This is a genomic window from Streptomyces sp. NBC_00663 (assembly GCF_036226885.1).
Lineage (GTDB): Bacteria > Actinomycetota > Actinomycetes > Streptomycetales > Streptomycetaceae > Streptomyces.
In genome coordinates, this window is the sequence record NZ_CP109027.1 from 3364321 (window position 1) to 3388456 (window position 24136).

At 71.7% G+C, this 24136-nt stretch carries 26 protein-coding genes; 7 read left to right on the forward strand and 19 right to left on the reverse strand.

The annotated features are described in order from the left end of the window. Positions 1-18: 18 nt before the first annotated feature. From OG866_RS15095 to sigE, 4 genes are all read right to left on the reverse strand, one after another. Positions 19-477 carry a sec-independent translocase gene (locus tag OG866_RS15095; RefSeq protein WP_329335029.1) on the reverse strand — a complete coding sequence of 153 codons (459 nt, stop codon included), beginning with the start codon at positions 475-477 and terminating at the stop codon, positions 19-21. A 182-nt stretch (positions 478-659) separates the two neighbouring features. After that, positions 660-2729, reverse strand: a complete 2070-nt coding sequence (locus tag OG866_RS15100) for a S1C family serine protease (RefSeq protein ID WP_329335031.1) — start codon at positions 2727-2729, stop codon at positions 660-662. 162 nt (positions 2730-2891) lie between these two features. Next, a complete protein-coding gene (locus OG866_RS15105; protein WP_329335033.1) occupies positions 2892-3866 on the reverse strand; it encodes an anti-sigma factor family protein in 975 nt (324 codons plus the stop codon). Next, positions 3863-4561, reverse strand: coding sequence for an RNA polymerase sigma factor SigE (gene sigE / locus OG866_RS15110; RefSeq protein ID WP_329335035.1), 699 nt, complete (start codon positions 4559-4561; stop codon positions 3863-3865). Before sigE ends, OG866_RS15105 begins: the two co-directional genes overlap by 4 nt. A 247-nt stretch (positions 4562-4808) precedes the next feature. On the opposite strand from sigE, the gene OG866_RS15115 reads away from it, so the two are divergent. Continuing rightward, the gene (locus OG866_RS15115) at positions 4809-5507 is read left to right on the forward strand and encodes an O-methyltransferase (protein ID WP_329344111.1); all 699 of its coding nucleotides are present in this window, start codon (positions 4809-4811) and stop codon (positions 5505-5507) included. Positions 5508-5667: 160 nt separating this feature from the next. Here the strand turns inward: OG866_RS15115 and OG866_RS15120 are convergent, their stop codons facing one another. Then, positions 5668-5835 (reverse strand): DUF3117 domain-containing protein, encoded by a 168-nt coding sequence (locus tag OG866_RS15120; RefSeq protein WP_003966491.1) that lies wholly within the window; start codon positions 5833-5835, stop codon positions 5668-5670. Positions 5836-5980: 145 nt separating this feature from the next. Then, on the reverse strand, positions 5981-6145 hold the full coding sequence (locus OG866_RS15125; protein ID WP_329335037.1) for a hypothetical protein: 165 nt from the start codon (positions 6143-6145) through the stop codon (positions 5981-5983). 53 nt (positions 6146-6198) lie between these two features. Between OG866_RS15125 and OG866_RS15130 the strand changes: the two genes are divergently transcribed. Continuing rightward, positions 6199-6990 carry an enoyl-CoA hydratase/isomerase family protein gene (locus OG866_RS15130; protein ID WP_329335038.1) on the forward strand — a complete coding sequence of 264 codons (792 nt, stop codon included), beginning with the start codon at positions 6199-6201 and terminating at the stop codon, positions 6988-6990. A 55-nt stretch (positions 6991-7045) separates the two neighbouring features. Here OG866_RS15130 and OG866_RS15135 read toward each other — a convergent pair whose 3' ends face one another. Together OG866_RS15135 and OG866_RS15140 are read right to left on the reverse strand one after the other, a co-directional pair. Then, positions 7046-7627, reverse strand: coding sequence for a DNA-3-methyladenine glycosylase I (locus OG866_RS15135; RefSeq protein ID WP_329335039.1), 582 nt, complete (start codon positions 7625-7627; stop codon positions 7046-7048). Continuing rightward, entirely contained in the window at positions 7624-8007 is a 384-nt protein-coding gene (locus OG866_RS15140; protein ID WP_329335040.1) for a DivIVA domain-containing protein, read from the reverse strand. Before OG866_RS15140 ends, OG866_RS15135 begins: the two co-directional genes overlap by 4 nt. A 141-nt stretch (positions 8008-8148) precedes the next feature. On the opposite strand from OG866_RS15140, the gene folP reads away from it, so the two are divergent. Continuing rightward, a complete protein-coding gene (gene folP, locus OG866_RS15145) occupies positions 8149-9009 on the forward strand; it encodes a dihydropteroate synthase (RefSeq protein WP_329335042.1) in 861 nt (286 codons plus the stop codon). A 59-nt stretch (positions 9010-9068) separates the two neighbouring features. Here folP and OG866_RS15150 read toward each other — a convergent pair whose 3' ends face one another. Together OG866_RS15150 and dapE are read right to left on the reverse strand one after the other, a co-directional pair. Continuing rightward, complete coding sequence (locus OG866_RS15150) at positions 9069-9827, reverse strand: TIGR00730 family Rossman fold protein (protein WP_329335044.1); 759 nt, start codon at positions 9825-9827, stop codon at positions 9069-9071. 98 nt (positions 9828-9925) lie between these two features. Beyond that, positions 9926-11005: a succinyl-diaminopimelate desuccinylase gene (dapE, locus tag OG866_RS15155; RefSeq protein ID WP_329335046.1), complete on the reverse strand. Its 1080-nt coding sequence runs from the start codon at positions 11003-11005 to the stop codon at positions 9926-9928. 84 nt (positions 11006-11089) lie between these two features. On the opposite strand from dapE, the gene OG866_RS15160 reads away from it, so the two are divergent. Both OG866_RS15160 and OG866_RS15165 read left to right on the forward strand, forming a co-directional pair. Next, complete coding sequence (locus OG866_RS15160) at positions 11090-12064, forward strand: heavy metal transporter (protein WP_329335048.1); 975 nt, start codon at positions 11090-11092, stop codon at positions 12062-12064. 310 nt (positions 12065-12374) lie between these two features. Then, entirely contained in the window at positions 12375-12827 is a 453-nt protein-coding gene (locus tag OG866_RS15165) for an ATP-binding protein (protein ID WP_329335049.1), read from the forward strand. Between the two features lie 62 nt (positions 12828-12889). On the opposite strand, the gene OG866_RS15170 is transcribed toward OG866_RS15165, so the two are convergent. Further along, entirely contained in the window at positions 12890-13981 is a 1092-nt protein-coding gene (locus OG866_RS15170) for a bifunctional succinyldiaminopimelate transaminase/glutamate-prephenate aminotransferase (protein WP_329335051.1), read from the reverse strand. A gap of 115 nt (positions 13982-14096) precedes the next feature. Continuing rightward, positions 14097-14414 carry a ferredoxin gene (gene fdxA, locus OG866_RS15175; RefSeq protein WP_010047804.1) on the reverse strand — a complete coding sequence of 106 codons (318 nt, stop codon included), beginning with the start codon at positions 14412-14414 and terminating at the stop codon, positions 14097-14099. 140 nt (positions 14415-14554) lie between these two features. Here fdxA and OG866_RS15180 point away from each other — a divergent pair, with 140 nt between their 5' ends. Together OG866_RS15180 and OG866_RS15185 are read left to right on the forward strand one after the other, a co-directional pair. Then, entirely contained in the window at positions 14555-15577 is a 1023-nt protein-coding gene (locus OG866_RS15180; protein WP_329335054.1) for a GNAT family N-acetyltransferase, read from the forward strand. Positions 15578-15617: 40 nt separating this feature from the next. Further along, positions 15618-16469, forward strand: a complete 852-nt coding sequence (locus OG866_RS15185; protein ID WP_329335056.1) for a transglutaminase-like domain-containing protein — start codon at positions 15618-15620, stop codon at positions 16467-16469. 98 nt (positions 16470-16567) lie between these two features. On the opposite strand, the gene OG866_RS15190 is transcribed toward OG866_RS15185, so the two are convergent. From OG866_RS15190 to mshB, 7 genes are all read right to left on the reverse strand, one after another. Then, positions 16568-17182 (reverse strand): response regulator transcription factor, encoded by a 615-nt coding sequence (locus OG866_RS15190; protein WP_329335058.1) that lies wholly within the window; start codon positions 17180-17182, stop codon positions 16568-16570. Next, complete coding sequence (locus tag OG866_RS15195; RefSeq protein WP_329344113.1) at positions 17179-18378, reverse strand: sensor histidine kinase; 1200 nt, start codon at positions 18376-18378, stop codon at positions 17179-17181. Before OG866_RS15195 ends, OG866_RS15190 begins: the two co-directional genes overlap by 4 nt. A gap of 5 nt (positions 18379-18383) precedes the next feature. Next, a complete protein-coding gene (locus tag OG866_RS15200; protein ID WP_329335060.1) occupies positions 18384-19142 on the reverse strand; it encodes an ABC transporter permease in 759 nt (252 codons plus the stop codon). Then, positions 19136-20047, reverse strand: coding sequence for an ABC transporter ATP-binding protein (locus tag OG866_RS15205; protein ID WP_329335061.1), 912 nt, complete (start codon positions 20045-20047; stop codon positions 19136-19138). Before OG866_RS15205 ends, OG866_RS15200 begins: the two co-directional genes overlap by 7 nt. A 158-nt stretch (positions 20048-20205) precedes the next feature. Further along, entirely contained in the window at positions 20206-22683 is a 2478-nt protein-coding gene (locus tag OG866_RS15210) for a peptidoglycan binding domain-containing protein (protein WP_329335062.1), read from the reverse strand. 160 nt (positions 22684-22843) lie between these two features. Next, entirely contained in the window at positions 22844-23254 is a 411-nt protein-coding gene (locus OG866_RS15215; RefSeq protein ID WP_329335063.1) for a DUF6113 family protein, read from the reverse strand. Further along, positions 23251-24111, reverse strand: coding sequence for an N-acetyl-1-D-myo-inositol-2-amino-2-deoxy-alpha-D-glucopyranoside deacetylase (gene mshB / locus OG866_RS15220; protein WP_329335064.1), 861 nt, complete (start codon positions 24109-24111; stop codon positions 23251-23253). Before mshB ends, OG866_RS15215 begins: the two co-directional genes overlap by 4 nt. Positions 24112-24136 lie beyond the last annotated feature (25 nt).

Here is a 24136-nt window from a genome sequence, read left to right on the forward strand (position 1 = left end):
CGTGTGTCTGTACGTCGTTCAGGTGGCGTCCGCGTCGAAGACCGGGCGGTCGTCCTTGCCGTCGTCCTCGGGCTTCTTCGTCATGTCGATCCGGCCGCCGGAAGAACCGGAGGACGAGGTCGAGGACGAGGGGGACGAAGAGGAAGCCTCCGAGTCGCGGCCGTGGACCGCGTCCGTGACCTCGGCCATCTCCTTCTTGATGTCGAAGCCGTTGCGGATCTCCTTGAGCCCCAGCTCGTCGTTGTCCAGCTGCTTGCGGATGAACGTCTTGGGGTTCAGGTCCTCGAACTCGAAGTCCTTGAACTCGGGGCCGAGCTCCGAGCGGATGTCCTGCTTGGCGTTCTCCGAGAACTCACGGATCTTCTTCACGGTCCGCATGACGTCCTGGATGACCTTCGGGAGCTTGTCCGGACCGAAGACGAGCACGGCGAGGACAACGAGCGTCACCAGCTCGAGCGGTCCTATGTCATTGAACACCTGAAGCTCCTTGCCATGTCCGGGCCGGGTCCACGGTACCCGGCGATCCGGTACGACCGGTACTGTCCCGACCCCCCGGAGTGCGCGCGCATGAGCGGTTTTGAGGGTTGTTTGCCATGTGGGACGGGGTTTCGGGGGGCGGCTATGAGGTTTCTGTCAATCGGTCGGCTGTGTCCGTTCCCTCAGTCGCCGTCCGAGGATCCGAGCACCAGGGGGATGGTCATCTCCTTGCCGTCGCGCTCCACGGTGAGCTCCAGCCGGTCGCCCGGGCGGTGGGCGCGGGTCTTGACGATCAGCTCCTCGCCGGAGTGGACGCGCTGGCCGTCGACCTCGGTGATGACGTCGCCCGCCTTGATGCCGGCCTTGTCGCCGGGGCCGCCCGCGTTGACCGCGGCGCCGCCGTCGTTGCCCTTGGTGCCCACGCGGGCGCCGTCGCCCAGGTAGTCCATGTCGAGCGTGACGCCGATGACCGGATGGGTGGCCTTGCCGGTGTTGATCAGCTCCTCGGCGACACGCTTGGCCTGGTTGACGGGGATCGCGAAACCGAGGCCTATGGAGCCGGCCTGGCCACCGCTCTCCTCGGAGCCGCTGTCGGCGGAGCGGATGGCGGAGTTGATGCCGATCACGTGGGCCTGGGAGTCGAGCAGCGGTCCGCCGGAGTTGCCGGGGTTGATGGGCGCGTCGGTCTGGAGCGCGTCCACGTACGACACATCGCTTCCGTCGCCGCTCTCGCCGCCGGCCGTGATGGGCCGCTCCTTGGCGCTGATGATGCCGGAGGTGACAGTGCCCTCCAGGTCGTAGGGGGCGCCGATGGCGACCACCGGATCACCGACCTGGACGCTGTCGGAGTTGCCGAGGGTCATGGGCTTGAGCCCGCTGACCCCGCTGACCTTGACCACGGCGAGGTCATAGCCGCTGTCCCGGCCGACGACGGTGGCCTTGGCGGCGTCCCCGCTGTGGAACGTCACCGATATCTCGCCGTCCGCCCCTGCGGGTTCGACGACATGGTTGTTGGTGAGGATGTGGCCCCGGTCGTCGAGCACGAAGCCGGTTCCGGTGCCGGATTCCTCGGAGCCGGTGACATGCAGGGTCACGACGCTGGGCAGGGCCCGCGCCGCGATCCCGGCCACGCTGTCGGGAGCCCGCCCCGCGGGCTCCGCGGCGGCCTGTGGCAGCTCGATGTCCCCCACCCCGCCGTTGCGCTCCAGATAAGCCCCTACGACCCCGCCGACGCCCCCTGACACGAGCGCGAGCAGCAGCGCGGCCACGACGAGAGCCTTCTTGGCCCGCCTACGACGCTGGCCCTGGCTGGCGACGGCGGCACCGTTCTGCTGGAACGGCGTTTGGAGGTGGGGGTAGAGAGGCGTCTGGAGGGAGGCGGGAACGGCGGAGGCGGTTGCGGCTGAGGCGGTTGGGGTGGAGGCAGTTGGGGCGGCGGCCCAGGGGTCGTAGTTCTGCCAGGGGTTGGCGGGGGGTGGGGTCGCGGCGCCGGGCGGTACGGGGGGTGTGGCGGCGGGGGCGGGGTGCGCGGAGGCGCCGGGCGCAGGGGCCAGGGGTGCGGGCGCGGGGGTGGGGGTCGGGGTGGCGCCGGGCGGTACGGGGGCCGGGGGCGGGGTGGCGCCGAGCGCCGCGGGAGCCGGGGGCGGGGTGGTTCCGTGGTGCGAGGCCGGCGCGGAGGTTGCGTGCGGCTGGGCCTGCGCGGGGGGCGGCGTGGAGGCGTCGGAACGCGAGGGCGCGGTGGGCGTTCCGTGGGCCGGGGTTGTCGCCGGGTGCTGGACCGGTGGGGCGGGGGCCCAGGGGCCGGGTTCGCCGTACGGCGGGGTGCTGTAGGGGTCGGGGTCGTGCAGGGGCTTGGGGCGCTCTGCCACGGCCGCGAGGGTTGGAGCCGCGTGCGTATCTGCGGCTGCGGGGGTTGCGGAGGCCGGAGCGGGGTGCGCGTCCGCGGCTACGGCGGTGTTGGCCTCCGCGTCGGGCGCGGGCGCCTCGGCGGGGTGGTCCAGCTCGAAGTCACCGGAGTCACCGGAGTCGCCGGAGTCGCCGGAATCGCCCTCGCTCGGCGACTCGCTCCGGTCCGGCAGGGCGTCCCCGGGTGACCGCAGTTCGAAATCGCCCTCGGGCAGGGCCGTTTCGGAGTCGTTCGCGGGTGAGGCGTCCTGGGGTCGCCTCAGCTCGTAGTCTCCCTCGGGCGGGGCCGCGTCACCCCCACCCGCACGGCTCCACCACTTCGCCTTCGTGGGCTTCCCCTCGTTCATGCTCTCCCCACAGCCAGGGCCTGCCTGTCCGGCACGTCAGACCCCGCTCACCTACACCTATCAGGCGCGTCGCCTCGACGACACGGCCTGAGCTGCCGGACAGGCCACGGCATGGCTCTCCCTGGATTCAACCAGGTTCACCGGCCGGTGCGCAGACGCCGGTCAGCCGGTGGGGCCGGAGGAGACGGAAGGAGAAGAGGTCGCGTCGGGGACGGGTGCGGCGAGAAGGGCGGGCGGGGTGAGGTCCGGGGGCGTGGACCACGAGGTGAGCGTCAGCTGCGGGGTGGTGCTGAGCGGGCGTATCAGGGGGGACATGGCGGCCGCGCCGGCCACGACGGGCGTGGTCAGTGTGTGCGCGTCCGCCTGGGCCGGCACTCCGGGCAGCAGCGGGGCGGACGCCTCGGTCGGGGCGACCGGGGTGTCGCCGACCCGGGACTGACCGGCGGCGAGCAGCGGGCCCACGGCACGGCGGCGCTGGCTGTCGGGCGTGGTCGCGACGCCGGCGCCCTGGGAGCGGGCCGGGGTGACATTGCTGCCGCCCGAGCCGCCGCGCGCGTCGGTGTCGGCCGGTACTCCGGAGGTGACCCCGCCCAGCGCGATCGCGGCCAGCGACACGGCACCGGCGGCGACGAACGCGAAGCGCATGCCGCGCGACGCCGTCCGCTCGGCCTCGTGCCGGCTGACGTCGTGGATGCGGAAGCCACCGCGGCCCATGCCGGGCGGCAGGGCGGAGCCGTGCGAACGGGCGGGGACGTAGTCGAACTCGAAGCGCTCGCCGCGTTTCAGTCCGAAGACCCCGGAGACTCCGGTGGTCCCGGGTCGGTCGGAGAAGCCGTCGGGGAAGCCTCCCCCGAACGGCGAGCCACCGCCGTCGTCCGTGCCACCTCCTCCGGGCAGCCCCTGAAGGCGCGCCAGGAAGCTCTCGGACGGGGGCGGCGGGGCCGCCTCCGCGAAGACGTTCTTCAGTCGGCGCTGGGCGTCGGCCTCGGCCTTGCACCTGGTGCAGGTGGCAAGGTGAGCGAGGACGCGCTCGCGCGTCTCATGACCGAGTTCGCCGTCGACCAGCGCGGCGAGTCGGTCTCCCAGATGCTGCTCCGCCAGATGCCCTTTGGCGGTATTGGGCCGGGATCCACTCACGCGGTCGCGCCCCCTCCCCCCAGTGCGGCGACGCGCGGCACGAAGGAACGGCGCTCGGCACGGGCCTCCGGGGAGCGGTGCGCGAGGGCCTTGCGCAGCTGGGATCGGCCGCGGTGGATACGGGAGCGGACGGTGCCGAGCTTGACGCCGAGGGTCGCGGCGATCTCCTCGTACGACAGTCCTTCGATGTCGCACAGGACGACCGCGGCACGGAACTCGGGCGCGAGGGTGTCGAGGGCCTGCTGGACGTCCGCGTCGAAGTGGGCGTCGTTGAAGGCCTGTTGCGGGTTCGGCTCACGGCTGGGCAGGCGCTCGGCCGCGTCCTCGCCGAGGGCGTCGAAGCGGATGCGCTGCTTGCGGCGCACCATGTCCAGGAAGAGGTTGGTGGTGATGCGGTGCAGCCAGCCCTCGAAGGTGCCGGGCGTGTAGGTCGACAAGGAGCGGAAGACGCGGACGAAGACCTCCTGGGTGAGGTCCTCCGCGTCGTGCTGGTTGCCCGTCAGGCGGTAGGCGAGCCGGTAGACCCGGCCGCTGTGCGTGCTGACGATGTCCTCCCAGGTCGGAGGAGTCCACGCCTGCCCGTCCGCGTCGCTGGAGAAGGTCGCGGTCTGGCTGTACTCGTCGTGGCTGTGGTCAGCAGCGGTGTCGTTCACGGATTTCGGCCTACCCGCCGATCCGAGGAAGCGCCTCAGCACCCCTCCGCGATCCCCAGGCGCAGCCGCACCTCCCCTGTCGGCTCTGGTGGTGTCCAGTGGAGCCCCTACCATAGCCACCTCGCCCGTTAGCTCCGGATAAGCGGTTTTACGAGAATTTGATCTGGGCTGATACCGCTCGTGCGGCTGCGTCACCGCCCGCTCGGGGCGCTGCCTGAGTGCCTGCCCGTCGTCGTGATCCAACTGTGTCCCCCCGTGTGCGTCTCCACCCCTCTAAACGCCCGGTCCCATCAGCAGGTTCCCGGCCCCAACGGATACAGTCACGCCCAGGCAACCACGGGGACAGGAGAGGGTCATTACCGGCAACCGGCAGACGAGCTGGGCGTTCGCCGACGCCTATGTCGCCGAGGACGAAGCGCTGCACTGGGCTCGTGACCGTGCCCGTGAGGCAGGGCTGCGCTCGGTGTCGCCCGGCGCGGGTGCGGCGCTGCGGTTGCTGGCGGCCTCGGTGGACGCCAAGGCCGTCGCCGAGATCGGCACCGGTACGGGAGTCTCCGGCATCCATCTGCTGCACGGCATGCGTCCCGACGGTGTGCTGACGACCGTCGACCCCGAGCCGGAGCACCAGCAGTTCGCCCGGCAGGCCTTCCGCGCCTGCGGCTTCGCCAGCAACCGGGCCCGCTTCATCCCCGGCCGCGCGCTCGACGTCCTCCCCCGCCTCGCGGACGCCGGCTACGACCTCGTCTTCTGCGACGGCGACCGGCAGGAGGTCATGGACTACCTCGCTGAATCGTTGCGCCTGCTGCGACCGGGCGGCCTGGTGGTTTTCGAGGGCGTCTTCGCGCACGGCCGGACGGTGGACTCGGGCCCGCAGCCGACCGAGGTGCTGCGACTTCGCGAGCTGCTGCGCGCGGTACGGGAGAGTCCGGACCTGGTGCCGTCGTTGCTGCCGGTGGGTGACGGGCTGCTCTGCGCGGTCAAGCGTTAGGGCGGGTCGCGGTCAAGCGTGAGAGCGGGTCGCGGTCAAGCGTCAGGGCGGGTCCGCGGTCGGTGGACAACAGGCCCCGAACAACCCCGCCCGCGGACAACGACAACCCCGGCACCGCGTGGGATGCCGGGGTTGTCGAAAGGGTATGGTCGCTTCCGCGTCAGCCGACGACCTTCTTGAGGGCGTCACCGAGCGCGTCGGCCTCGTCAGGGGTCAACTCGACGACGAGCCGACCGCCGCCTTCGAGCGGAACGCGCATGACAATGCCCCGCCCCTCCTTGGTCACCTCGAGCGGGCCATCGCCCGTCCGCGGCTTCATGGCCGCCATGCTCGTTCCCCTTCCTGAAACCAGCTCATCGTCTAAGCCGACGGCCCCTGGGAGGGCACGCGTGTCGTGCGTGAGCACGCGACACCGGCATCGAACACATTGCTTCCAGGCCATTATCCCGCATCTCAGGACCCGATGACCAACATCAGTCGGCATCGCTTGGGCAACGCGCGCGAGCAAAACCACTCAATTCGGCGATGTGACTGCGATACTGCGCCGCCGCGCACATGTTCGGCGACGGATTTCGGCCGCGGATTCTTTGACGCAGGTCACACGTCCGTTCCGGTCCCCCGGCGGTGATCTCCGCCATGCTGTCCTTTGTAACCCGCAAGTAACCCGCAAGGACGCAGGAGGGGACGCACCATGGCCGACACCGTGCTCTACGAGGTGAGCGACGGACTCGCGACGATCACGATCAACCGGCCCGAGGCGATGAACGCGCTGAACATCGCGACGAAGGTCGCGCTGCGGGACGCGGTCCAAGCCGCGGCCGGCGACGACACCGTACGGGCCGTGCTGCTCACCTCCGCCGGGGAGCGGGCGTTCTGTGTGGGGCAGGACCTCAAGGAGCACATCGGGCTGCTCGTCGAGGGCTCGACCTCGGTCATGAGCACGGTGAAGGAGCACTACAACCCGGTCGTACGGGCGCTGACGGAGATGCCCAAGCCGGTGGTGGCCGGGGTGAACGGTGTCGCGGCCGGGGCCGGGTTCGGTCTCGCGCTCGCGGCCGACTACCGGGTGGTCGCGGACACCGCGGGGTTCAACACCTCGTTCGCGGGCGTCGCGCTGACGGCGGACTCCGGCGTCTCGTGGACGCTGCCGCGGGTGGTGGGGCCGGGGCGCGCCGCGGACCTGCTGCTCTTCCCGCGCACGGTCAAGGCCCAGGAGGCGTACGAGCTGGGCATCGCGAACCGGCTGGTCCCTGCCGGTGAGCTGCACGCCGAGGCCGAGAAGGTGGCGCGGGCTCTCGCCGAGGGGCCGACCGTGGCGTACTCGGCGATCAAGGAGGCCGTGGCCTACGGGTTCTCGCACTCTCTGGCGGAGACGCTGGAGAAGGAGGACGAGTTGCAGACGCGGGCGGGCGCGTCGGAGGACCACGCGATCGCTGTGCGGGCGTTTGTGAACAAGGAGCAGCCCAAGTACTTGGGGCGCTGAGCACCGCGGGGGCTGCGGGTCCGTTGTGGCTGGTCGCGCAGTTCCCCGCGCCCCTTCAGGTGCGTCTGCTCACGCATGTTTCCAAGTGATCGTTCACCAATCCGCACGCTTGCATCAGGGCGTACGCCGTCGTCGGGCCCACGAAGCGCAGGCCCTTCTTCTTCAATGCCTTCGACAGGGCCGTCGACTCCGGAGTGATCGCCGGGACGTCGCTCACCGACTTCGGGGCCGGGCCCGGGGTCTTCGGGGCGTGGGACCAGATCAGGGTGTCCAGGTCGCCCGGGGCCCAGTCGGCCAGTACGCGCGCGTTGGCGAGCGTCGCCTCGATCTTGGCCCTGTTGCGGATGATGCCCTCGTCGAGCAGCAGGCGATCCCTGTCCGCGTCCGTGAACGTCGCCACCTTGGCGATCTCGAAGCCGGCGAAGGCCGCGCGGAAGCCCTCTCGGCGGCGCAGGATCGTGATCCAGGAGAGGCCGGACTGGAAGGCCTCCAGGCTGAGGCGTTCGTAGAGGGCGTCGTCGCCGTGGACCGGGCGGCCCCACTCCTCGTCGTGGTACGCGATGTAGTCCTCGGTGGAGACGCCCCAGGGGCAGCGCAGGCGGCCGTCCGGGCCGGCGAGGGCGGCTCCGTCGCTCACTGGTCCTCCTGGGCGGGCTTCTCCATGGAGACATGCGAGCCGTGCGAGCCGTGCGAGGCATGCGCACCGTGGGTGGCGGCCTGGGCGCCGGCCAGCGCGGACTCCAGGTCCGAGATGCGGGCGTCGCGCTCCGCCAGCTCGGCGCCGAGGCGGCCGAGGGCGTCGTCCACGTCGGCCATGCGGTAGCCGCGCGCGGCGAGCGGGAAGCGGAGGGACTCGACGTCGGCGCGGTTGACCGGGCGGTCGTACGGCAGGGGGTCCTGGAGGCGCTCCGGGGCGGCGTCCGGCAGCGGGCCCGTCTCACCGCCGCCCACGACGGCGAGCGTCACCGCGGCGATCACGACGGCGAGCGCGACGACGAGGAACAAGAACATAACCATCGCTGTGGGCCCCCACGCTCGGTGAATGTGTCGGAGTCGAATGTGTCAGAGTCCGATCGTGCCATGCGAGTCTGACAGTTAGGGTCGCAGGCGGCCGTAGGCCGACGACTTGCCAGGACGTACTAGGAGAGGTCACAGGGGATGCTCAGGCTGGGCAGGCGGGAATTCGAGCCGCACGAGCCGGTGATCATGGCGATCGTGAACCGGACCCCGGACTCCTTCTACGACCAGGGCGCGACGTTCCGTGACGAGCCCGCCCTCGCGCGCGTGGAGCAGGCGGTGGCCGAGGGCGCCGCGATCATCGACATCGGCGGGGTCAAGGCCGGGCCGGGCGAAGAGGTGTCCGCCGAGGAGGAGGCGCGGCGGACCGTCGGCTTCGTGGCGGAGGTACGGCGGCGGTTCCCGGATGTCGTCATCAGCGTGGACACCTGGCGGGCATCGGTCGGCGAGGCCGTGTGCGAGGCCGGGGCGGATCTGCTGAACGACGCGTGGGGCGGGGTCGATCCCGGGCTCGCGGAGGTGGCCGCGCGGTACGGGGTGGGGCTGGTGTGTACGCACGCGGGGGGTGCCGAGCCTCGTACGCGGCCGCATCGGGTGACGTACGACGATGTCGTGGCCGATGTGCTGCGGGTGACGGTGGGGCTGGCCGAGCGGGCCGTGGCGCTGGGGGTGCCCCGGGAGTCGGTGATGATCGATCCCGGGCACGACTTCGGGAAGAACACGCGGCACAGTCTTGAGGCGACGCGGCGGCTCGGCGAGATGGTCGAGACCGGGTGGCCGGTGCTGGTGTCGTTGTCCAACAAGGACTTCGTGGGCGAGACCTTGGACAAGCCGGTGAAGGAGCGGGTGATCGGGACGCTGGCGACGACGGCCGTGTCGGCGTGGCTGGGGGCGCAGGTGTACCGGGTGCACGAGGTCGCGGAGACGCGGCAGGTGCTGGACATGGTGGCGTCGATCGCGGGGCACCGGCCTCCGGCTGTCGCCCGGCGCGGGCTGGCGTAGGCATCGAACGCCGGACGGGCTGACGGCGTCGGTCCGTCCGGCGTTGCAAAGGCGCCTCGCTAGCGGCCCGCCTCCTTCGACACCAAAGCCACCGCCTCGTCCACGTCGTCCGTCACGTGGAAGAGGAGGAGGTCCTTCTCGGACGCCTTGCCCTGGGCGATCAGGGTGTTCTTGATCCAGTCCACCAGGCCGCCCCAGTAGGCGCTGCCGAAGAGGACGATCGGGAAGCGGGTGACCTTCTGGGTCTGGACGAGGGTCAGGGCCTCGAAGAGCTCGTCCAGGGTGCCGAGGCCGCCGGGCAGGACGACGAAGCCCTGCGCGTACTTCACGAACATCATCTTGCGGACGAAGAAGTACCGGAAGTTCAGGCCGATGTCGACGTAGGGGTTGAGGCCCTGCTCGAAGGGGAGCTCGATACCGAGGCCCACCGAGATGCCGTTCGCCTCGCAGGCGCCCTTGTTGGCCGCCTCCATCGCCCCTGGACCGCCGCCCGTGATCACGGCGAAGCCGGCCTCGACCAGGCCTCGACCGAGCTGCACACCCGCCTCGTACTCCGGGGAGTCCGCCGGGGTCCGCGCCGAGCCGAACACGCTGATCGCGGGCGGCAGTTCGGCGAGCGTGCCGAAGCCCTCGATGAACTCCGACTGGATGCGCAGGACCCGCCAGGGGTCGGTGTGGACCCAGTCGGAGGGGCCGCCCGCGTCGAGGAGCCGCTGGTCGGTGGTGCTGGCCGTCACCTGCCCACGCCTTCGGAGGACCGGTCCAAGGCGCTGCTCCGACGGTGGCTGCTTCTTCCCCTCGGGGTTGCCGGTAGCCATGTGCGCTCCCTCCAATAGCGGGTAGTTCCGCTTCAGCGTAGATCCACGCCGGTTACAGAGGGGGGACGTATGCGTGTCCGCCGTGCAGTCCCGGGCCGTCAGGCGGTCAGCCAGTTCCTCAGCCGCTCCTCCGCCACCGGGATCAGCGACGCCTTCACGCGCTCGTCGACCTTGTGGGCCAGCAGCGGGTTGCCGGGGCTGTAGTTGACGGCGGGAACGCCGAGGCGGCTGAAGCGGGCCACGTCCGTCCAGCCGTACTTGGGGTGCACCTCGCCGCCCACGGCCTTCACGAAGGCCGCCGCCGACGGGTCGTTCAGGCCCGGTCGCGCGCCGCCCGTGTGGTCGTCGACGACGAACTCGTCCACGCCGCAGTCGGCGAAGTAGTCGCGGACGAAGGCCTCGGCCTCCTCCTCGCTCCGGTCGGGCGCGTAGCGGAAGTTGACGGTGACCGTGCAGGCGTCGGGGATGACGTTCGTGGCGACGCCGCCTTCGATGCGGACCGCGTTGAGGCCCTCGTGGTACTTCAGCCCGTCCACCACCGGCTGCCGGGGCTCGTACTCCGCCAGCTTCGCCAGCACGCGCGCGGAGGCGTGGATCGCGTTGGAGCCCATCCACGCGCGCGCGGAGTGCGCCCGCTCCCCCGTGAACTTGAGCAGCATCCTGAGCGTGCCCTGGCAGCCGCCCTCCACCTGGCCGTCGGTGGGTTCGAGGAGCACCGCGAAGTCGCCCGCCAGCCACTCGGGGTGGGCCTCGGCGACATGACCCAGTCCGTTCAGATGGGCGGCGACCTCTTCGTTGTCGTAGAAGACGAAGGTGAGGTCGCGGTTGGGGGCCGGGACCGTCGCCGCGATGCGCAGCTGGACCGCGACGCCGGACTTCATGTCGCAGGTGCCGCAGCCCCAGAGGTAGCCGTCCTCGTCGAGGCGGGAGGGGACGTTGTCGGCGATCGGGACGGTGTCGATGTGGCCGGCGAGGATGACCCGCTCCGCGCGGCCCAGGTTCGTACGGGCCACGACGTTGTTGCCGTACCGGTCGACCGTCAGATGCGGCAGGGCGCGCAGCGCGGTCTCGATGGCGTCCGCCAGGGGCTTCTCGGTGCCGCTCGCCGAGGGGAAGTCGACGAGCCGCGCGGTCAGCTCCGCAGCGTCCAGCGTGAGGTCAAGCGGGGTATCGGCCATGGTCCCGACCCTAGCGCCCGGGCCCTCGCGCCCGTCGTCCACACCCGGCTCGGGCACCAAAGAACCCTCCAGTACCTTGTACGGATGCCAGAGCCGTCCCCCGCTCCCCGACGCCGTCGTCGTGGCCGCCTTCTCCGTTCCATGGCGGCCTTCGTGGTCCTGTGTGCCGTCGCGGGCTATCTCGTGGTGCAGTACGTCACCGGAGGCACGGGAAAGCCGGGCTGCACGGTCGTCTCGGGCACGGACGACGGGGGGGCGTACGAGTTCACGCCGGAGCAGGCGGTGAACGCGGCGACCATCACGGCCGTCGGCACCGGGCGCGGGCTGCCCGAGCGGGCGGTGGCGATCGCGCTGGCGACCTCGATCCAGGAGTCGGGGCTGCGCAACATCACCCACGGCGACCGGGACTCGCTCGGCCTGTTCCAGCAGCGGCCGTCGCAGGGCTGGGGCACGCAGAAGCAGATCATGGACCCGGCGTACGCGGCCGGGAAGTTCTACGAGCATCTGGTCAAGGTCGCCGGCTATACGAAGATGCCGCTCACCGAGGCCGCCCAGCGCGTGCAGCGCAGCGGCTACCCGGAGGCGTACGCCAAGCACGAGCCGGACGCGACGCTGCTCGCCGCCGCGCTCACCGGATCCTCGCCGGCCACGCTGACCTGCGACGGACGGCCGGCCGCCACCCAGGCCGCCGGACCGGCGGGGGTGCGGGACGCGCTGGTGAAGGACTTCGGGCGGGACGCGCTGGACACGGCCGCCGAGGACGTGGCCGAGGGCGCGTCCCCGTCCCCCGCCGCCGAGGCGACGGCGGCGGAGCGGACGCTGACCGTGCCCGTCACCGCCGACGACTCGGCCGCGAAGCGCACCGCGCGGCAGCGGGGCTGGCAGCTCGCGCACTGGGCGGTGGCCAACGCCGCCACGCTGCACATCGAGAGCGTCCGCTACGCCGGGCGGCAGTGGACCGCCGGGAACACCCAGAGCGAGTGGCGGGCCGTGGCGGCCGACGGTGCGGGCGGGGCGGAGAAGGCCACCGGGTCCGTGCGGATCGTGACTGCTCAGTAGTTCGGGCCGTCACCCGCAGGGGTTACGTGGGCCCGTGGCGGAGGCGGGTGTGCGCAGGTTTTCGTGGTCTCACCCTCGTATCCGCCGAATCCCTTGAGAACACAGGGCTGTAAGGATTCGGCGGACTTTCGGATCGGGCGCCTTTTGCCCGTTTTTATCCGCAGCCGATAATGCGACGCATTGCCAACTCTTTACGTTGGGCGTCCGCAACCTTCGCGGGCTTCGAGCGGTAGTCACTGCGTCCGAGCCCGGTGATCAACTGCCGGGAGCGGTTGGACACTTCCTCGTTCTCTCCCGTCAAAGGAGCATCATGTCCCTCCCCCTGACCCGCAGGATCGCCCGTGCCGCGCTGCTCGTCGCTGCGGGAGCGGCAGCCGGGGTCGGTGCGGCCGGCTCCGCCAGTGCGGCCCCCGCCGAGCTCCCCGCCACTCCGAACCTGGGCGGTCTGACCGCTCTGGACGCGGCGAGCGTCGGCAACAACGTCGACGGTGCCACGCAGAACGTCACCAAGCTCGCGGGCAACACCGGTGGCAACGCGGTCAAGAAGGCCGTGCCGACGGCGGGCAAGACCAGCGGCAAGGTCGCGAAGAAGGCGGCGCCCGCCGCACAGCAGACGGCCGGTGACGCGGCGGGCTCCGCCGGGGACATCCTGGGCGACACCACGTCCACCGCGACGAAGGGCGGCCTGCCGACGGACGCCCTCACCAAGGGTGGCCTGCCCGCGGCCGACTCGCTGCCGGTGAAGTCGCTGCCGCTCGGCTGAACCGCTTGAACCGCTGAGGGGGTCCGGGGATTTCCCTGGACCCCCTCAGCCGTGTCCGGTGGCTACAGGCGCTCGACCGCCGCCCGCACCCGTTCGTCCGTCGCCGTGAACGCCACGCGGACGTACGTCTCGCCCGCCTCGCCGTAGAAGTCGCCCGGCGCCACGAGGATGCCCAGCTCTGCCAGGTGGGCGACGGTGTCCCAGCAGGACTCGTCGCGGGTGGCCCAGAGGTAGAGGCTGGCCTCGCTGTGCTCGATGCGGAAGCCGTGCCGCTCCAGCGCCTCGCGCAGGGCCGCGCGGCGGGCCGCGTACCGCTCGCGCTGCTCGTGGACGTGGACGTCGTCGCCGAGCGCCGCGACGACCGCTGCCTGGGTCGTGGCCGACGTCATCATGCCGCCGTGCTTGCGGATCTCCAGCAGGGGGCCGAGGACGGCCGGGTCGCCGGCCAGGAAGGCCGCCCGGTACCCGGCCAGGTTCGAGCGCTTGGAGAGGGAGTGGACGGCCACGATGCCCTCGTACGAGCCGCCGTTCACGTCCGGGTGCAGGACCGAGACCGGGTCTGCCTCCCAGCCGAGCTCCAGGTAGCACTCGTCGGAGAAGAGCAGCACCCCGTGCTCGCGGGCCCAGGCGACGATCCGGGTCAGTTCCGCCTTCGACAGGACCTTGCCGGTCGGGTTCGACGGGGAGTTGAGCCACAGGAGCTTCAGGCCGGCCGGGTCGAGCGTCGTGGGGTCGTCGTAGACCTCGTACTCGGCGCGGGCCAGACGGGCGCCGACCTCGTACGTCGGGTAGGCCAGGCGCGGGTAGGCGACACGGTCGCCGGGGCCCAGGCCCAGCTGGGTGGGGAGCCAGGCGACGAGCTCCTTGGAGCCGACGATCGGCAGTACGTGCCGGTGGGTGACCTCACGGGCGCCCAGACGGCGCTCCAGCCAGCCCGTGATCGCGTCGCGCAGCGCCGGGGTGCCCCAGACCGTCGGGTAGCCCGGAGAGTCCGCCGCGTCGATCAGGGCCTTCTGGATCAGGTCGGGAACCGGGTCGACGGGGGTGCCGACAGAAAGGTCGACGATGCCGCCGGGGTGGGCCGCGGCCGTCTTCTTGTACGGCTCCAGCTTGTCCCAGGGGAAGGTGGGGAGGCGGTCGGAGACTGCGGACACGGGGACTGGCTCACTTTCTGGTACGTACGGCAAACGCCTCGGTCCCGTACGGCGATCAGAGGTGATCTGGCCGTACGGGACCGAGGCGGCACGAGGTTGCGGGCCGCTTACGCGCTTACGCCTGCGGCGGCAGCGCGGCGATGAAGGGGTGGTCCCGCTCGATCAGACCCAGCTTGCTGGCGCCGCCGGGGGAGCCGAGCTCGTCGAAGAACTCGACGTTCGCCTTGTAGTAGTCCTTCCACTCCTCCGGAGTGTCGTCCTCGTAGAAGATCGCCTCGACCGGGCAGACCGGCTCACAGGCACCACAGTCGACGCATTCGTCCGGGTGGATGTACAAGGACCGGGAGCCCTCGTAGATGCAGTCGACCGGGCACTCCTCGATGCACGCCTTGTCCTTCACGTCGACACAAGGCTGCGCGATGACGTAGGTCACGCTGTCGTTCCTCCTCGATAGGGCGCTGGCGGGCCTCCTCAGGCCCTGCCGCCTGGCGCGCGGGAGCGCGGCGTCGTCGATGCCCGCCCCTAGTATCTCCGTTCTTGGGCATGATCCGAACAGGAGGGGTGAACTGACCTGTGGAAATCTCTGCGACAGGGCGCCTTGAGGTCCGTATCACCGCTGCTGACGTGGGTAAACGGGTCTCTGTACGCCGCATGAACGATCCTGCGGTTCCGGGTGAGAAGTTCACCGACACGGTGGGTGTTCTCGCATCATGGGACAACGGTGTGCTGCTGATCACACGCAAGGACGGCGAGACCGTCCACATCGCGGAATCCTCGCTGGTCGCGGGCAAGGTGGTGCCGAGCGCCCCGGCCCGCCGCCGGGGGCCCTCCGCCTCGTACGCGGAACTCGCCCATGTCGCCACGCGCGCGTGGCGGCCGGTGGAGAGCGAGCGGCTCGGCGAGTGGGAGCTGCGGGCCGCGTCGGGGTTCACCCGGCGAGCCAACTCGGTACTGCCGGTCGGCGACCCGGGCCTGCCGCTGGACGACGCCCTGGACGCCGTACGGCGCTGGTACGGCGCTCACGGGCTGCCCGCGTACGTCCAGACCGCGACCGGCGCCGAGGGCACGCAGGAGCTGCTGTGCGCGGAGCTGGAGCGGCGCGGGTGGGTGCGCGAGGTGACGGCCGAGCTGTGGATCGGGGCGCTGGCGCCGATCGCCGACCGGGCCGAGGGCGCCGGGGTGGAGCTGTCCCGGGACGTGGACGAGGCGTGGCTCGCCCGGTACCAGCGCAAGGGGGTGAGCGAGGTGGCGCTCAAGGTGCTGTCGAGCGGGCCGTCGGTGTGGTTCGCGCAGGTGCCCGGCAGCGGTGACGTTCCCGCCGCCATCGGACGGTGTGTTGTGGACGGGCGGTGGGCGTCCTTCGCCGCGGTCGAGGTCGGTCCTGAGCAGCGGCGGCGGGGGCTCGCCACCGAGGTGATGGCCGCGCTGGCCCGGCGGGCGCTCGACGAGGGCGCGTCGGCGGCCTGGCTCCAGGTCGAGGAGGAGAACGCGGGGGCGCGGGCGCTGTACGCCGGGATGGGCTTCGCGGCGCATCACGCGTACCACCACTACCGGGAACCGGCCGGCGGACCGGCTGCCGGGGGAAACGGCCGGTGAGCGGCCGGTACCGATCGCTGTGAGAGGGCACGAGCCAGCTATGCGTCTGCCGCATCCACCGTCCCCGGAACGCTCCGCCGAGCTGCGCGAGCGGTTCGCCGAAGAGGCCCGCTCCGAGCGGCCCGACCTGGCCGCGCTCTGTCTGCTGCTGGGCGCCCAGGCGGACGGGGGCCTGGACGAGGCGGGCATCGACGCGGCGCAGATCGAACTGGACGAGCTGGCCGGGCGGCTGCCGTTCCGGCCGGGCGGGCCGCGGTCATGGGCGGTGGCGCTGCGCGAGCTGCTCGGGGAGCGGTGCGGGTTCCGCGGCTCCGCCGCGGACTATCAGCGGCTGGAGTCGTCGTTGCTGCACGAGGTGCTCCGGCGGCGGCGCGGGCTGCCGATCCTGCTGTCCGTGGTGTGGATGGAGGTGGCGCGGCGGGCGGGGGCTCATGTGTACGGGGTCGCGCTGCCGGGGCACTTCGTGGTCGGGTTCGGCGCCGCGGAGGAGCAGGTGCTGGCCGACCCCTTCGAGGGGGGCCGGGTGCTGACCGGGTCCGATGCGGAGTTGTTGGTCGTGGGGGCCACGGGGGCGTCTCTGGAGCCGTCGATGTTGGCGCCGGCCGATCCGTTGGATGTGGTGGTGCGGATTCTCAACAACGTGCGGGCTTGGGCGGCGGCTCGGCCGGAGCGGTCGGATGTCGCTTTGTGGGGTGTGGAGTTGTCGCTGCTGTTGCCTTCTCATCCGGCTCGGCTGCGGTACGAGCGGGCGCAGTTGCTGGTACAGCGGGGGGATTTTCTTACGGGGGCCTCGGAGTTGGAGGCCTACGCGGAGGTCGTGGGGGCCGTGGATGAGGGAGCGGCTGAGCGGGTGCGGAAGCAGGCTCGGTCGGCTCGGGCGATGTTGAACTGAGTTCGCCGTGGGGGCTTGTGCCGGTGGATCAGTGCCGGCACGTCGTGGCTCGTCGCGCAGTTCCCCGCGCCCCTAAAAGCCCAAAAGCCAAAAAGCCTCTACAGCCAGCCCTTCTCCCTCGCCAAGCGCGCTGCCTCTGCCCGGTTCCGCACCGCCAACTTCTGGATGGCCGTCGACAGGTAGTTGCGGACCGTGCCCTGGGACAGGTGCAGCTTCGCCGCCAGCTCCGCGTTCGTCGAGCCGTCCTCCGCTGCCCGCAGGACCTCGCGCTCCCGGTCCGTCAACGGGTTCGCGCCCTCCGCCAGTGCCGCTGCCGCCAGCGTCGGGTCGATGACTCGCTCGCCCGCCAGTACCTTGCGTACCGCCGCCGCCAGTTGAGCGGCCGGGGCGTCCTTGACCAGGAACGCGTCGGCGCCCGCCTCCATGGCGCTGCGGAGGTACCCGGGGCGGCCGAAGGTCGTCAGGACGACCAGCTTCACGCCGGGCAGGGCCTTGTGGACCTGGGCCGCCGCCTCGATGCCGGTCATGCCGGGCATCTCGATGTCGAGGAGGGCCACGTCCACCGCGTGAGTCTGAGCGGCGGCCAACACCTCGTCGCCCCGGGCCACTTGGGCGACCACCTCGATGTCGTCCTCAAGGCCGAGGAGGGCGGCGAGGGCCTCGCGGACCATCGACTGGTCCTCGGCGAGGAGGACCTTGATCGTAGGGCTCATGCCCCGGATCCTACGGGCGCCGGGGCGCCGGCGGGGACGCGGGCGACCAGGCGGAAGCCTTGCCTGGTGCGGGCCGCGTCCAGGGTGCCGCCCGCCTTCTCCAGGCGCTCGGTGAGACCCGTGAGGCCGTTGCCGGGGCCCTTGCCGGAGCCGCCCGAGCCGTTGTCCTCGACGGAGAGTTCCAGCACCGGTCCGTCGAGGGTCTGGCGGTGCAGGACCTCGACCGTGCAGCGGGTCGCGCCGCTGTGCCGTACGACGTTGGTGACCGCCTCGCGCAGCGCCCAGGCGAGGGCGCTCTCGCTCTCCTCGGGGATGTCCCCGAGGTCGGGTTCGGCGGGGACGTCGGCGGTGACCGACGCGGCCGTCAACGCGACCTGGGCGCCCGCGAGTTCCTCGGAGAGCCGGGGGCGGCGATAGCCGGTGACGGCCTCGCGGACGTCCACCAGGGCCTGGCGGCTGACCTGTTCGATGTCGGCGACCTGCTGGGCCGCCTTGTCGGGGTGGTCCGGGAGCATCCGGCCGGCCAGTTCGCTCTTCAGCGTGATCAGGGAGAGGGAGTGGCCGAGGAGGTCGTGCAGGTCGCGGGCGAGACGCAGGCGCTCCTCGTTGGCGGCGAGCTGGGCGACGGTGGCGCGGGCCTTGCGCAACTCGACGGTGGTGGCGACGAGTTGCCGGATGCCGGTCATGGAGTAGCCGACCAGGAGCACCACCAGGAACAGGCCCCAGGCCTCGTCCAGGTCGTGGGCGTGCCAGCCCGCCAGCATCATCGCGGCGGTGGTGAGCGGGATCGTCCAGTAGGCGGTCCGCAGCGGGAAGGCCACCCCGCAGGTGACCGAGACGTACACGAACAGGCCGAGCCATTCGCTGCCGAAGCCGAAGGCCAGGGCGACCCCGAGCGCCCAGAGGATCGCGGCCAGGACGTGGATGATCCCGCCGCGGAAGGGCCGGCCCATGGTCCGGAAGACAAGGGTGAGATAGATCGCGACGAAGGCCACGAGACCCGCCCAGCCTGCCGCCGTGGCCACGGTGGTGTGGTGACCGGCGTTCAGGTCCCGCACCGGGGAGGCGAGAAAGACCAGCCAGGGCAGGACCCACACCAGCTTCCGGATCGCCTCGCCCCGGTTGCGGGGTGGCCGGCCGATCCGGATCAGCCGTTCCGCCCGCGCTTCCTCGTCGGGCCGCAGATCGTCCGTCATCGCGCTCACGCCTTCAGCGTGTCCTTCCGGTACAGCCAGGCCGCGCCGCCGGTGAACAGGGCGAAGAAGACGGCGAGGACGGCGATGTCCTTGGCATGCGGGGCCTGGCTCTGTTCGATCGCCTGTCCCAGGGCAGCGTACGCGTGCGTGGGCACCCATTTGGCGATGTCCTGGAGCCAGTCCGGGAAGGTCGTCGTCGGCATCCACAGACCGCCGAGGATGGACAGCCCGAAGTAGGTGATCATCGTGATCGGCCGGACCGCGTCCCCGCTCGCCAGATACCCGATGGCCACGCCGAGCGCGGCGAACACGAGGCTGCCGGCCCAGATCACGGCGGTGAGCGCGAGCCACTGCCAGGCGTCCAGCCGTACGTCCTTCACGGCCGCGGCGACGACGAAGACGACGACTATGGAGGGCAAGCTGACCACGGCCGCGCTCGCCGTCTTCGCGAGGACATAGCCGTGCCCGGGCAGGGTCGTCAGCCGCAACTGCCGTACCCAGCCGCTCTCCCGCTCCTTGGCGATGCGCTCGCTGTTGCCCATCAGGACGGCCGTGAGGGCGCCGAAGGAGGCCATGGAGACCATCATGTAGGTCGGCAGGGTCAGGCCCGTGCCGTCGATCCGGTCCGTGCCGTCGGCGCTGCCGGCGATGAGCAGGAAGAGCAGGGACGGGTAGAGGACCGAGAAGAACAGGAACTTGCGGTTGCGCAGGGCGCGGCTGAGTTCCAGCTTGATCAGGCCCCGCGAGGCAAAGGTGTTCAGCATGACGTACGGGCCTCCTCGGCCTCGGTGATGGCGACGAAGGCCTGCTCCAGGCCGAGCCCGGCGACCTCCAGGTTGCGGGGGTGGAGGCCGAGGCCGTAGAGGGCGTGCACGGTGGTGTCGGCGTCGGAGGACTGGATGCGGACGGTGGTGCCGGAGACGTCGAGGCGGACCAGGAAGGGCAGGGCGCGCAGGACGGTCTCGTCGATGTCGGTGTCGTACAGGTCGAAGGAGATCCTCCGCGCCCCCGCCTTCGCCTTGATCTCGGCGGCCGTGCCGTCGGCCAGCAGCCGGCCGCGGTGCAGGACGAGCACCCGGTCGGCGATGGCGTCGGCCTCTTCGAGGTAGTGGGTGGCGAAGAGGACCGTCCGCCCCTGGTCGGCCTGTTCGCGCATGGTGGCCCAGAAGGCCTGACGGGTCGTGACGTCCATGCCGGTGGTCGGCTCGTCCAGGACGATCAGGTCGCTGTCGCCCGCGGTGGCGAGCGCGAAGCGGACGCGCTGGGCCTGGCCGCCGGAGAGCTTGTCGACCTTGCGGTCGGCGATCTGGGTGACGCCGGCCCGGGCGAGGACGTCGTTCGCCTTGTACGGCCTCGGGTGCAGGGCGCAGGCGAGGCGCACCAGCTCGGCGACGGTCACCTCGTCCATCAGCCCGCCGCTCTGAAGCATCGCGCCCACCCGCCCGGCGACGATCGCCTCACGCGGGCTGGTGCCGAACAGCCGGACACTGCCGCTGTCCGCCTGCTTGAGCCCGAGCAGCAGGTCGAGCGTGGTCGACTTGCCGGCGCCGTTGGGGCCCAGCAGGGCCACCGTCTCCCCGGGGTGCAGGCTCAGTGTCAGGCCGTCGACGGCCCGGACCTCGCCGTACGCCTTGCTCACCTGGTCGAACGCGACCACTGTCGTTGTCATGTGATCCAGAGTGGCCTTCGGGGGCCCTCGGACGGCAGTGTCGGTGATCCTGACTGCCGGATGACAGATGTCATACGCGGGGTGCCGTACGACGAGCAGGGGGCACCCGGCGTGTGCCGGGTGCCCCCTGTGCTCCTGCTGTGGTCCGAGCGGTCGGGCTAGCTCGGGTTGGTGTCGATGGTGACGACGCGTTCCGCCGACGTCTTGCCGCGCAGGGCCTTGCGGAGGGCCGAGGCGACGTCCTCGGGCAGGACGTCGCGCTTGCCGCTCGCGCCGTTGATCTGCACGCCGGCGAAGGTGGTGCCGTACGCGGCCTTGAGCGCCTTGAGGTCGTAGTAGTCGACGAGCTTGCCGTCGACGGCCTTGAAGCTCAGGATGTCCGGCAGCGACAGCTGGCCGAACTTGATGAAGTGCGCCGCGTCGGTCTGTACCTGGACGGGGTTGGCCATCGCCGGTTCGGCGATCGACTTCATCATCGCGTCGACCTGGGCGTTCGAGATCGTCGGCTGCTTGGTGGTGGTCGGGAGCGTGACCGCGCCGGCCGAGCCGGTCTCCACCTGGGTGCGGTACGCCTGCTCGACCGCGGCCGTCGACCTGGCGACGTCGATGCCCTTGCCTGCCTTGCCGTAGACGGCGACGGCCTTGCCGTTCTTGAACTTGATCGTGCCGTCGGTGGCCGAACCGGAGCTGCCGGAGGCGTCCTCCAGGGCCGCGGTGAGCTTCTCCTCGTCGACCGGCATCTCGGGATCGACGACACGCTGGCCGCCGAAGAGCGAGCCGATCACGGAGACCGGGTTGTAGTCGCTGGTCGCGGCCTTGCTGACGGTGGCCTGCATGTCGAACTGAAGGCCCGCCTGGTCCGGCTGGAGCTCGACCGTCTTGCCGTCCACCGACAGCTTCAGCGGCTCGTTCACCTTCTTGTCGAAGGCGGCGTCGAGCTTCTTGACCGCGTCGTCGCGGGTGCCGCCGCCGATGTCGACGCCGAGGACCGTGGTGCCCTTGGGCACGTCGGAGTGGTTCATCAGCAGGCCGGCGCCGTACGCGCCGCCGGCGATGACGACCACGCCCACGCCGACCAGGGTCAGCTTGCTGCGGCCCTTCTTCTTCGGCTTCTTCTTCGAGGACGCCGGCACGTTCTGTGCGACGGGCTCGGGCAGCTTCGGGGGCGTGTGCGGCAGCGGTCCGTCGGCGCCGGCGCCCGGCCCGAACGGGGAGTTCTGGCCGGTGGACGGCACGACCGGGATGCCGCTGGTGACGGTGTGCCCGGAGACGTTGTCCGGCGGGGTGCCGTAGCCGGGGGTGCCCGGTTCGGGGGCCGGCTTCTGCGGGGTGAGGATCGCGGTGTCGTCGCTCAGACCACCGCCGGGACCGCGACCGGGGCCGCCCTGCGGACCGGTGTGCGGGCCGACGCCGGGGGCGCCGGGCGGGGCGGCGACGCCGGGGCCGGCGAAACCGGTGGAGGCGGAGGCCGCGCCGGGAACACCGGGGCCGCCCGGGCGGCGCTGACCGCCGGGGGCACCAGGACCGCCGGGGGCACCAGGACCGCCGGGGGCACCGGGGCCGCCCGGGGCACGGGAACCGCCGAGCGCACCCGGTCCGCCCGGTCCGCCCTGCGGGCCGCCGACCGGCGGCAGGACGGGGCCGTCGCCGGTGACCGGGCCGCCGGTCGGGCCTGCCGGGCCCTGCGGGCCGCCGTAGCCGGTCGGGCCGCCGAAGTCGTTCGGCCCGTTGAAGTCGTTGGCGGGCGGGAAGCGGTGCGAGCCGGTCGAGCTGTTGAAGTCGTCCGGGCCGCCGGGCAGGCCGCCCTGAGCGCCGTAACCGTTCTGCCCCATATGGCCATTCTGGCCGCTCTGGGCGTTCTGCGCGCCGTCGTTCTCCGAGAAGTACGGCAGGTCGTCGCGCCGCGGCTCGCCGCCGGGGCGTGTGCCGCCGCCCAGCGGGCCCGCCGCCAGCGCCTCGGTCACGTCGAAGGAGCCCGTGCCGCCGCCGTGCCCCGGGGCCACCGGGCCGCCGGTCGCGCCGGGCAGGCCCGCGCCGTTGGTGGAGCCGGACCGGGAACCGCCCGGCACGCTCATGGAGCCGACCACGCCACCGGGGCGCCCGGCACCGGGCCGCGCACCGCCGGGAGCGGCACCGGCCGGGGCACCCGGCGCGGCGCCGGAAGCGGTCGGCGCGGGCGCCGAACCCCCGGGCAGGCCTGCCCCGTTGGTGGCGCCGCCGCCCTGACCACCCTTGGCGGGGCCGGACTTGCGCGGGGCGAACCAGTCGCTCGTCTTCTCCTCGGCGGGCGGAGCCGGCTCGGCGGGAGCTTCGACGGTGCCGTTGGCCGCGCTGTCGGCGACGGGGGCGCTGGGCGCCGGCGTCTCGGCCGTGGTGTCGCCCGCGGTGCCCTCAGCGTCCGCGACGGGCGTCCGTACGACGACCGGCGGGATGGGCCGCGACCCGGGGATGTTGATCCGGATCCGGGTCGTCAGCGTGGTCTCGGTCTTGCGCTCCTCGGACTGCGAGGCCGAACGGCCCCCGTCCGTACCGTCGTCGGAAGCCATGGGGGTCCCGTAGGGCGGCGTGCCCGAGGGGTATGCGGCTCCGCCGCGCCCGTTGGGCCCGGAGGACGGACTGTCAGTTTCACGACTCAAGGCAGGTTCTCCCGGTTGGCTCCACCGCCGGTGTCGACCTCATCGCTTTGGACGGCTCGGCGGCGCGCACCACCATACTGGCCACTTCTGGCCCGTATCCCACGACCGCTGGGGAAACCCACACGGGACTCGCACGTCCCTGCCGCGGCGAAGTGGTACGTCACTTGGCAAGTCGGACGGGGGCGCCGTCCGGTTGCCGCCCCGCCCCGAGCGTGGCGCAGATCACAGCCGTAGCCATGCCACCGAGCAGGAAGAGGTACGAGCCCGCTCCCGCGCCGAAGAGGAAGTCGCCCTCCGGGCGGCTGGCGGTGAGCAGGATGACGGCGAGCATCCAGCCGCCCGCCGGTGCGACGGCCCCGCCCCGGCCGCCGACGGCGCGCGCACCGCCGAGGCAGAGTCCGGCCTCACCGGCGAGCGCGAGCAGCAGGCCGCCCGGGAACCAGCCGGACTGCACGAGGGACCCGGCGGCCCCGACGAGCGCGCCGAGCACGAACAGGCCCAGGTAGAGGAAGGCGCGTCCGACGGAGGGGGCCTTGAGGGGCTGGGCGAGCATGGATCCGTGGTCGTTCATGAGATGTCCCCGGTGCCGGCGAAGAGATCGGTCTCCCGATCCCCGGGTACCCGGTCCCCCCGTACCAACTCGTAGTACTCGGTGGTGAAGACGGGCTGGGCGAGTTCGTTGGAGAGGACGAAGTAGGGTGCCGCGACCGTGATCTGGGTGGCGTGCGCGGCCATCGCGGCGGCCTTGGCGGCGGCGTGGGCGGTGCCGTCGATCTCGGTGGTGATCCGCTCGTCGGCCACGACGCCCGGGACGTCGTCGAGGACGCCCGGCTTGTCGAAGGGCAGCCTCGGCAGCGCCTCGGCCAGCCGCTCGAAGGCCTGTTCGCCGACCGTGCGCGGGACGCGGTTCCAGTAGACCTTGGGGATCGTCCAGCCCGCTTCGGCCGCCAGGTCCGCGGCGCGCATGGCGACGCGGTGGGCCTGGATGTGGTCGGGGTGGCCGTAGCCGCCGTTCTCGTCGTAGGTCACGAGGACGTGCGGCCGTACCTCCAGGATCACCCGGACGAGAGCGGCGGCGGCCTCGTCGACGTCCGCCCGCCAGAAGCAGGCGGGGTCGTCGTTGTCGGCGAGGCCCATCATCCCGGAGTCCTGGTAGCGGCCCCGGCCGCCGAGGAGACGGAAGTCCTCGACGCCGAGTTCGCGCATCGCGGCGGTGAGCTCGCCGAGGCGGTACTCGCCCAGGGCGGTGCCCGACAGGTGCCGCAGCTCCGGCGGAATGACCTCGCCGCGCTCACCGAGCGTGCAGGTGACCAGGGTCACCCGGGCACCCTCGGCCGCATAGCGAGCCATCGTCGCGCCGTTGTTGATCGACTCGTCGTCCGGGTGCGCGTGCACCAGGAGGAGGCGTCGGGCCGGTGGTTCCGTCATGGGACCACCCTAAAGGCGACCTCGG

Excerpts from the sequence above, each read along its gene's own strand:
- OG866_RS15100 (WP_329335031.1), bottom strand. The coding sequence starts at position 2,729 with ATGAACGAGGGGAAGCCCACGAAGGCGAAGTGGTGGAGCCGTGCGGGT.
- OG866_RS15120 (WP_003966491.1), bottom strand. The coding sequence starts at position 5,835 with ATGGCGGCCATGAAGCCGCGGACGGGCGATGGCCCGCTCGAGGTGACC.
- OG866_RS15125 (WP_329335037.1), bottom strand. The coding sequence starts at position 6,145 with ATGGCGGAGATCACCGCCGGGGGACCGGAACGGACGTGTGACCTGCGT.
- OG866_RS15130 (WP_329335038.1), top strand. The coding sequence starts at position 6,199 with ATGGCCGACACCGTGCTCTACGAGGTGAGCGACGGACTCGCGACGATC.
- OG866_RS15140 (WP_329335040.1), bottom strand. The coding sequence starts at position 8,007 with ATGGTTATGTTCTTGTTCCTCGTCGTCGCGCTCGCCGTCGTGATCGCC.
- folP (WP_329335042.1), top strand. The coding sequence starts at position 8,149 with ATGCTCAGGCTGGGCAGGCGGGAATTCGAGCCGCACGAGCCGGTGATC.
- OG866_RS15150 (WP_329335044.1), bottom strand. The coding sequence starts at position 9,827 with ATGGCTACCGGCAACCCCGAGGGGAAGAAGCAGCCACCGTCGGAGCAG.
- dapE (WP_329335046.1), bottom strand. The coding sequence starts at position 11,005 with ATGGCCGATACCCCGCTTGACCTCACGCTGGACGCTGCGGAGCTGACC.
- OG866_RS15160 (WP_329335048.1), top strand. The coding sequence starts at position 11,090 with ATGCCAGAGCCGTCCCCCGCTCCCCGACGCCGTCGTCGTGGCCGCCTT.
- OG866_RS15165 (WP_329335049.1), top strand. The coding sequence starts at position 12,375 with ATGTCCCTCCCCCTGACCCGCAGGATCGCCCGTGCCGCGCTGCTCGTC.
- OG866_RS15185 (WP_329335056.1), top strand. The coding sequence starts at position 15,618 with ATGCGTCTGCCGCATCCACCGTCCCCGGAACGCTCCGCCGAGCTGCGC.
- OG866_RS15190 (WP_329335058.1), bottom strand. The coding sequence starts at position 17,182 with ATGAGCCCTACGATCAAGGTCCTCCTCGCCGAGGACCAGTCGATGGTC.
- OG866_RS15195 (WP_329344113.1), bottom strand. The coding sequence starts at position 18,378 with ATGACGGACGATCTGCGGCCCGACGAGGAAGCGCGGGCGGAACGGCTG.
- OG866_RS15200 (WP_329335060.1), bottom strand. The coding sequence starts at position 19,142 with ATGCTGAACACCTTTGCCTCGCGGGGCCTGATCAAGCTGGAACTCAGC.
- OG866_RS15205 (WP_329335061.1), bottom strand. The coding sequence starts at position 20,047 with ATGACAACGACAGTGGTCGCGTTCGACCAGGTGAGCAAGGCGTACGGC.
- OG866_RS15215 (WP_329335063.1), bottom strand. The coding sequence starts at position 23,254 with ATGAACGACCACGGATCCATGCTCGCCCAGCCCCTCAAGGCCCCCTCC.
- mshB (WP_329335064.1), bottom strand. The coding sequence starts at position 24,111 with ATGACGGAACCACCGGCCCGACGCCTCCTCCTGGTGCACGCGCACCCG.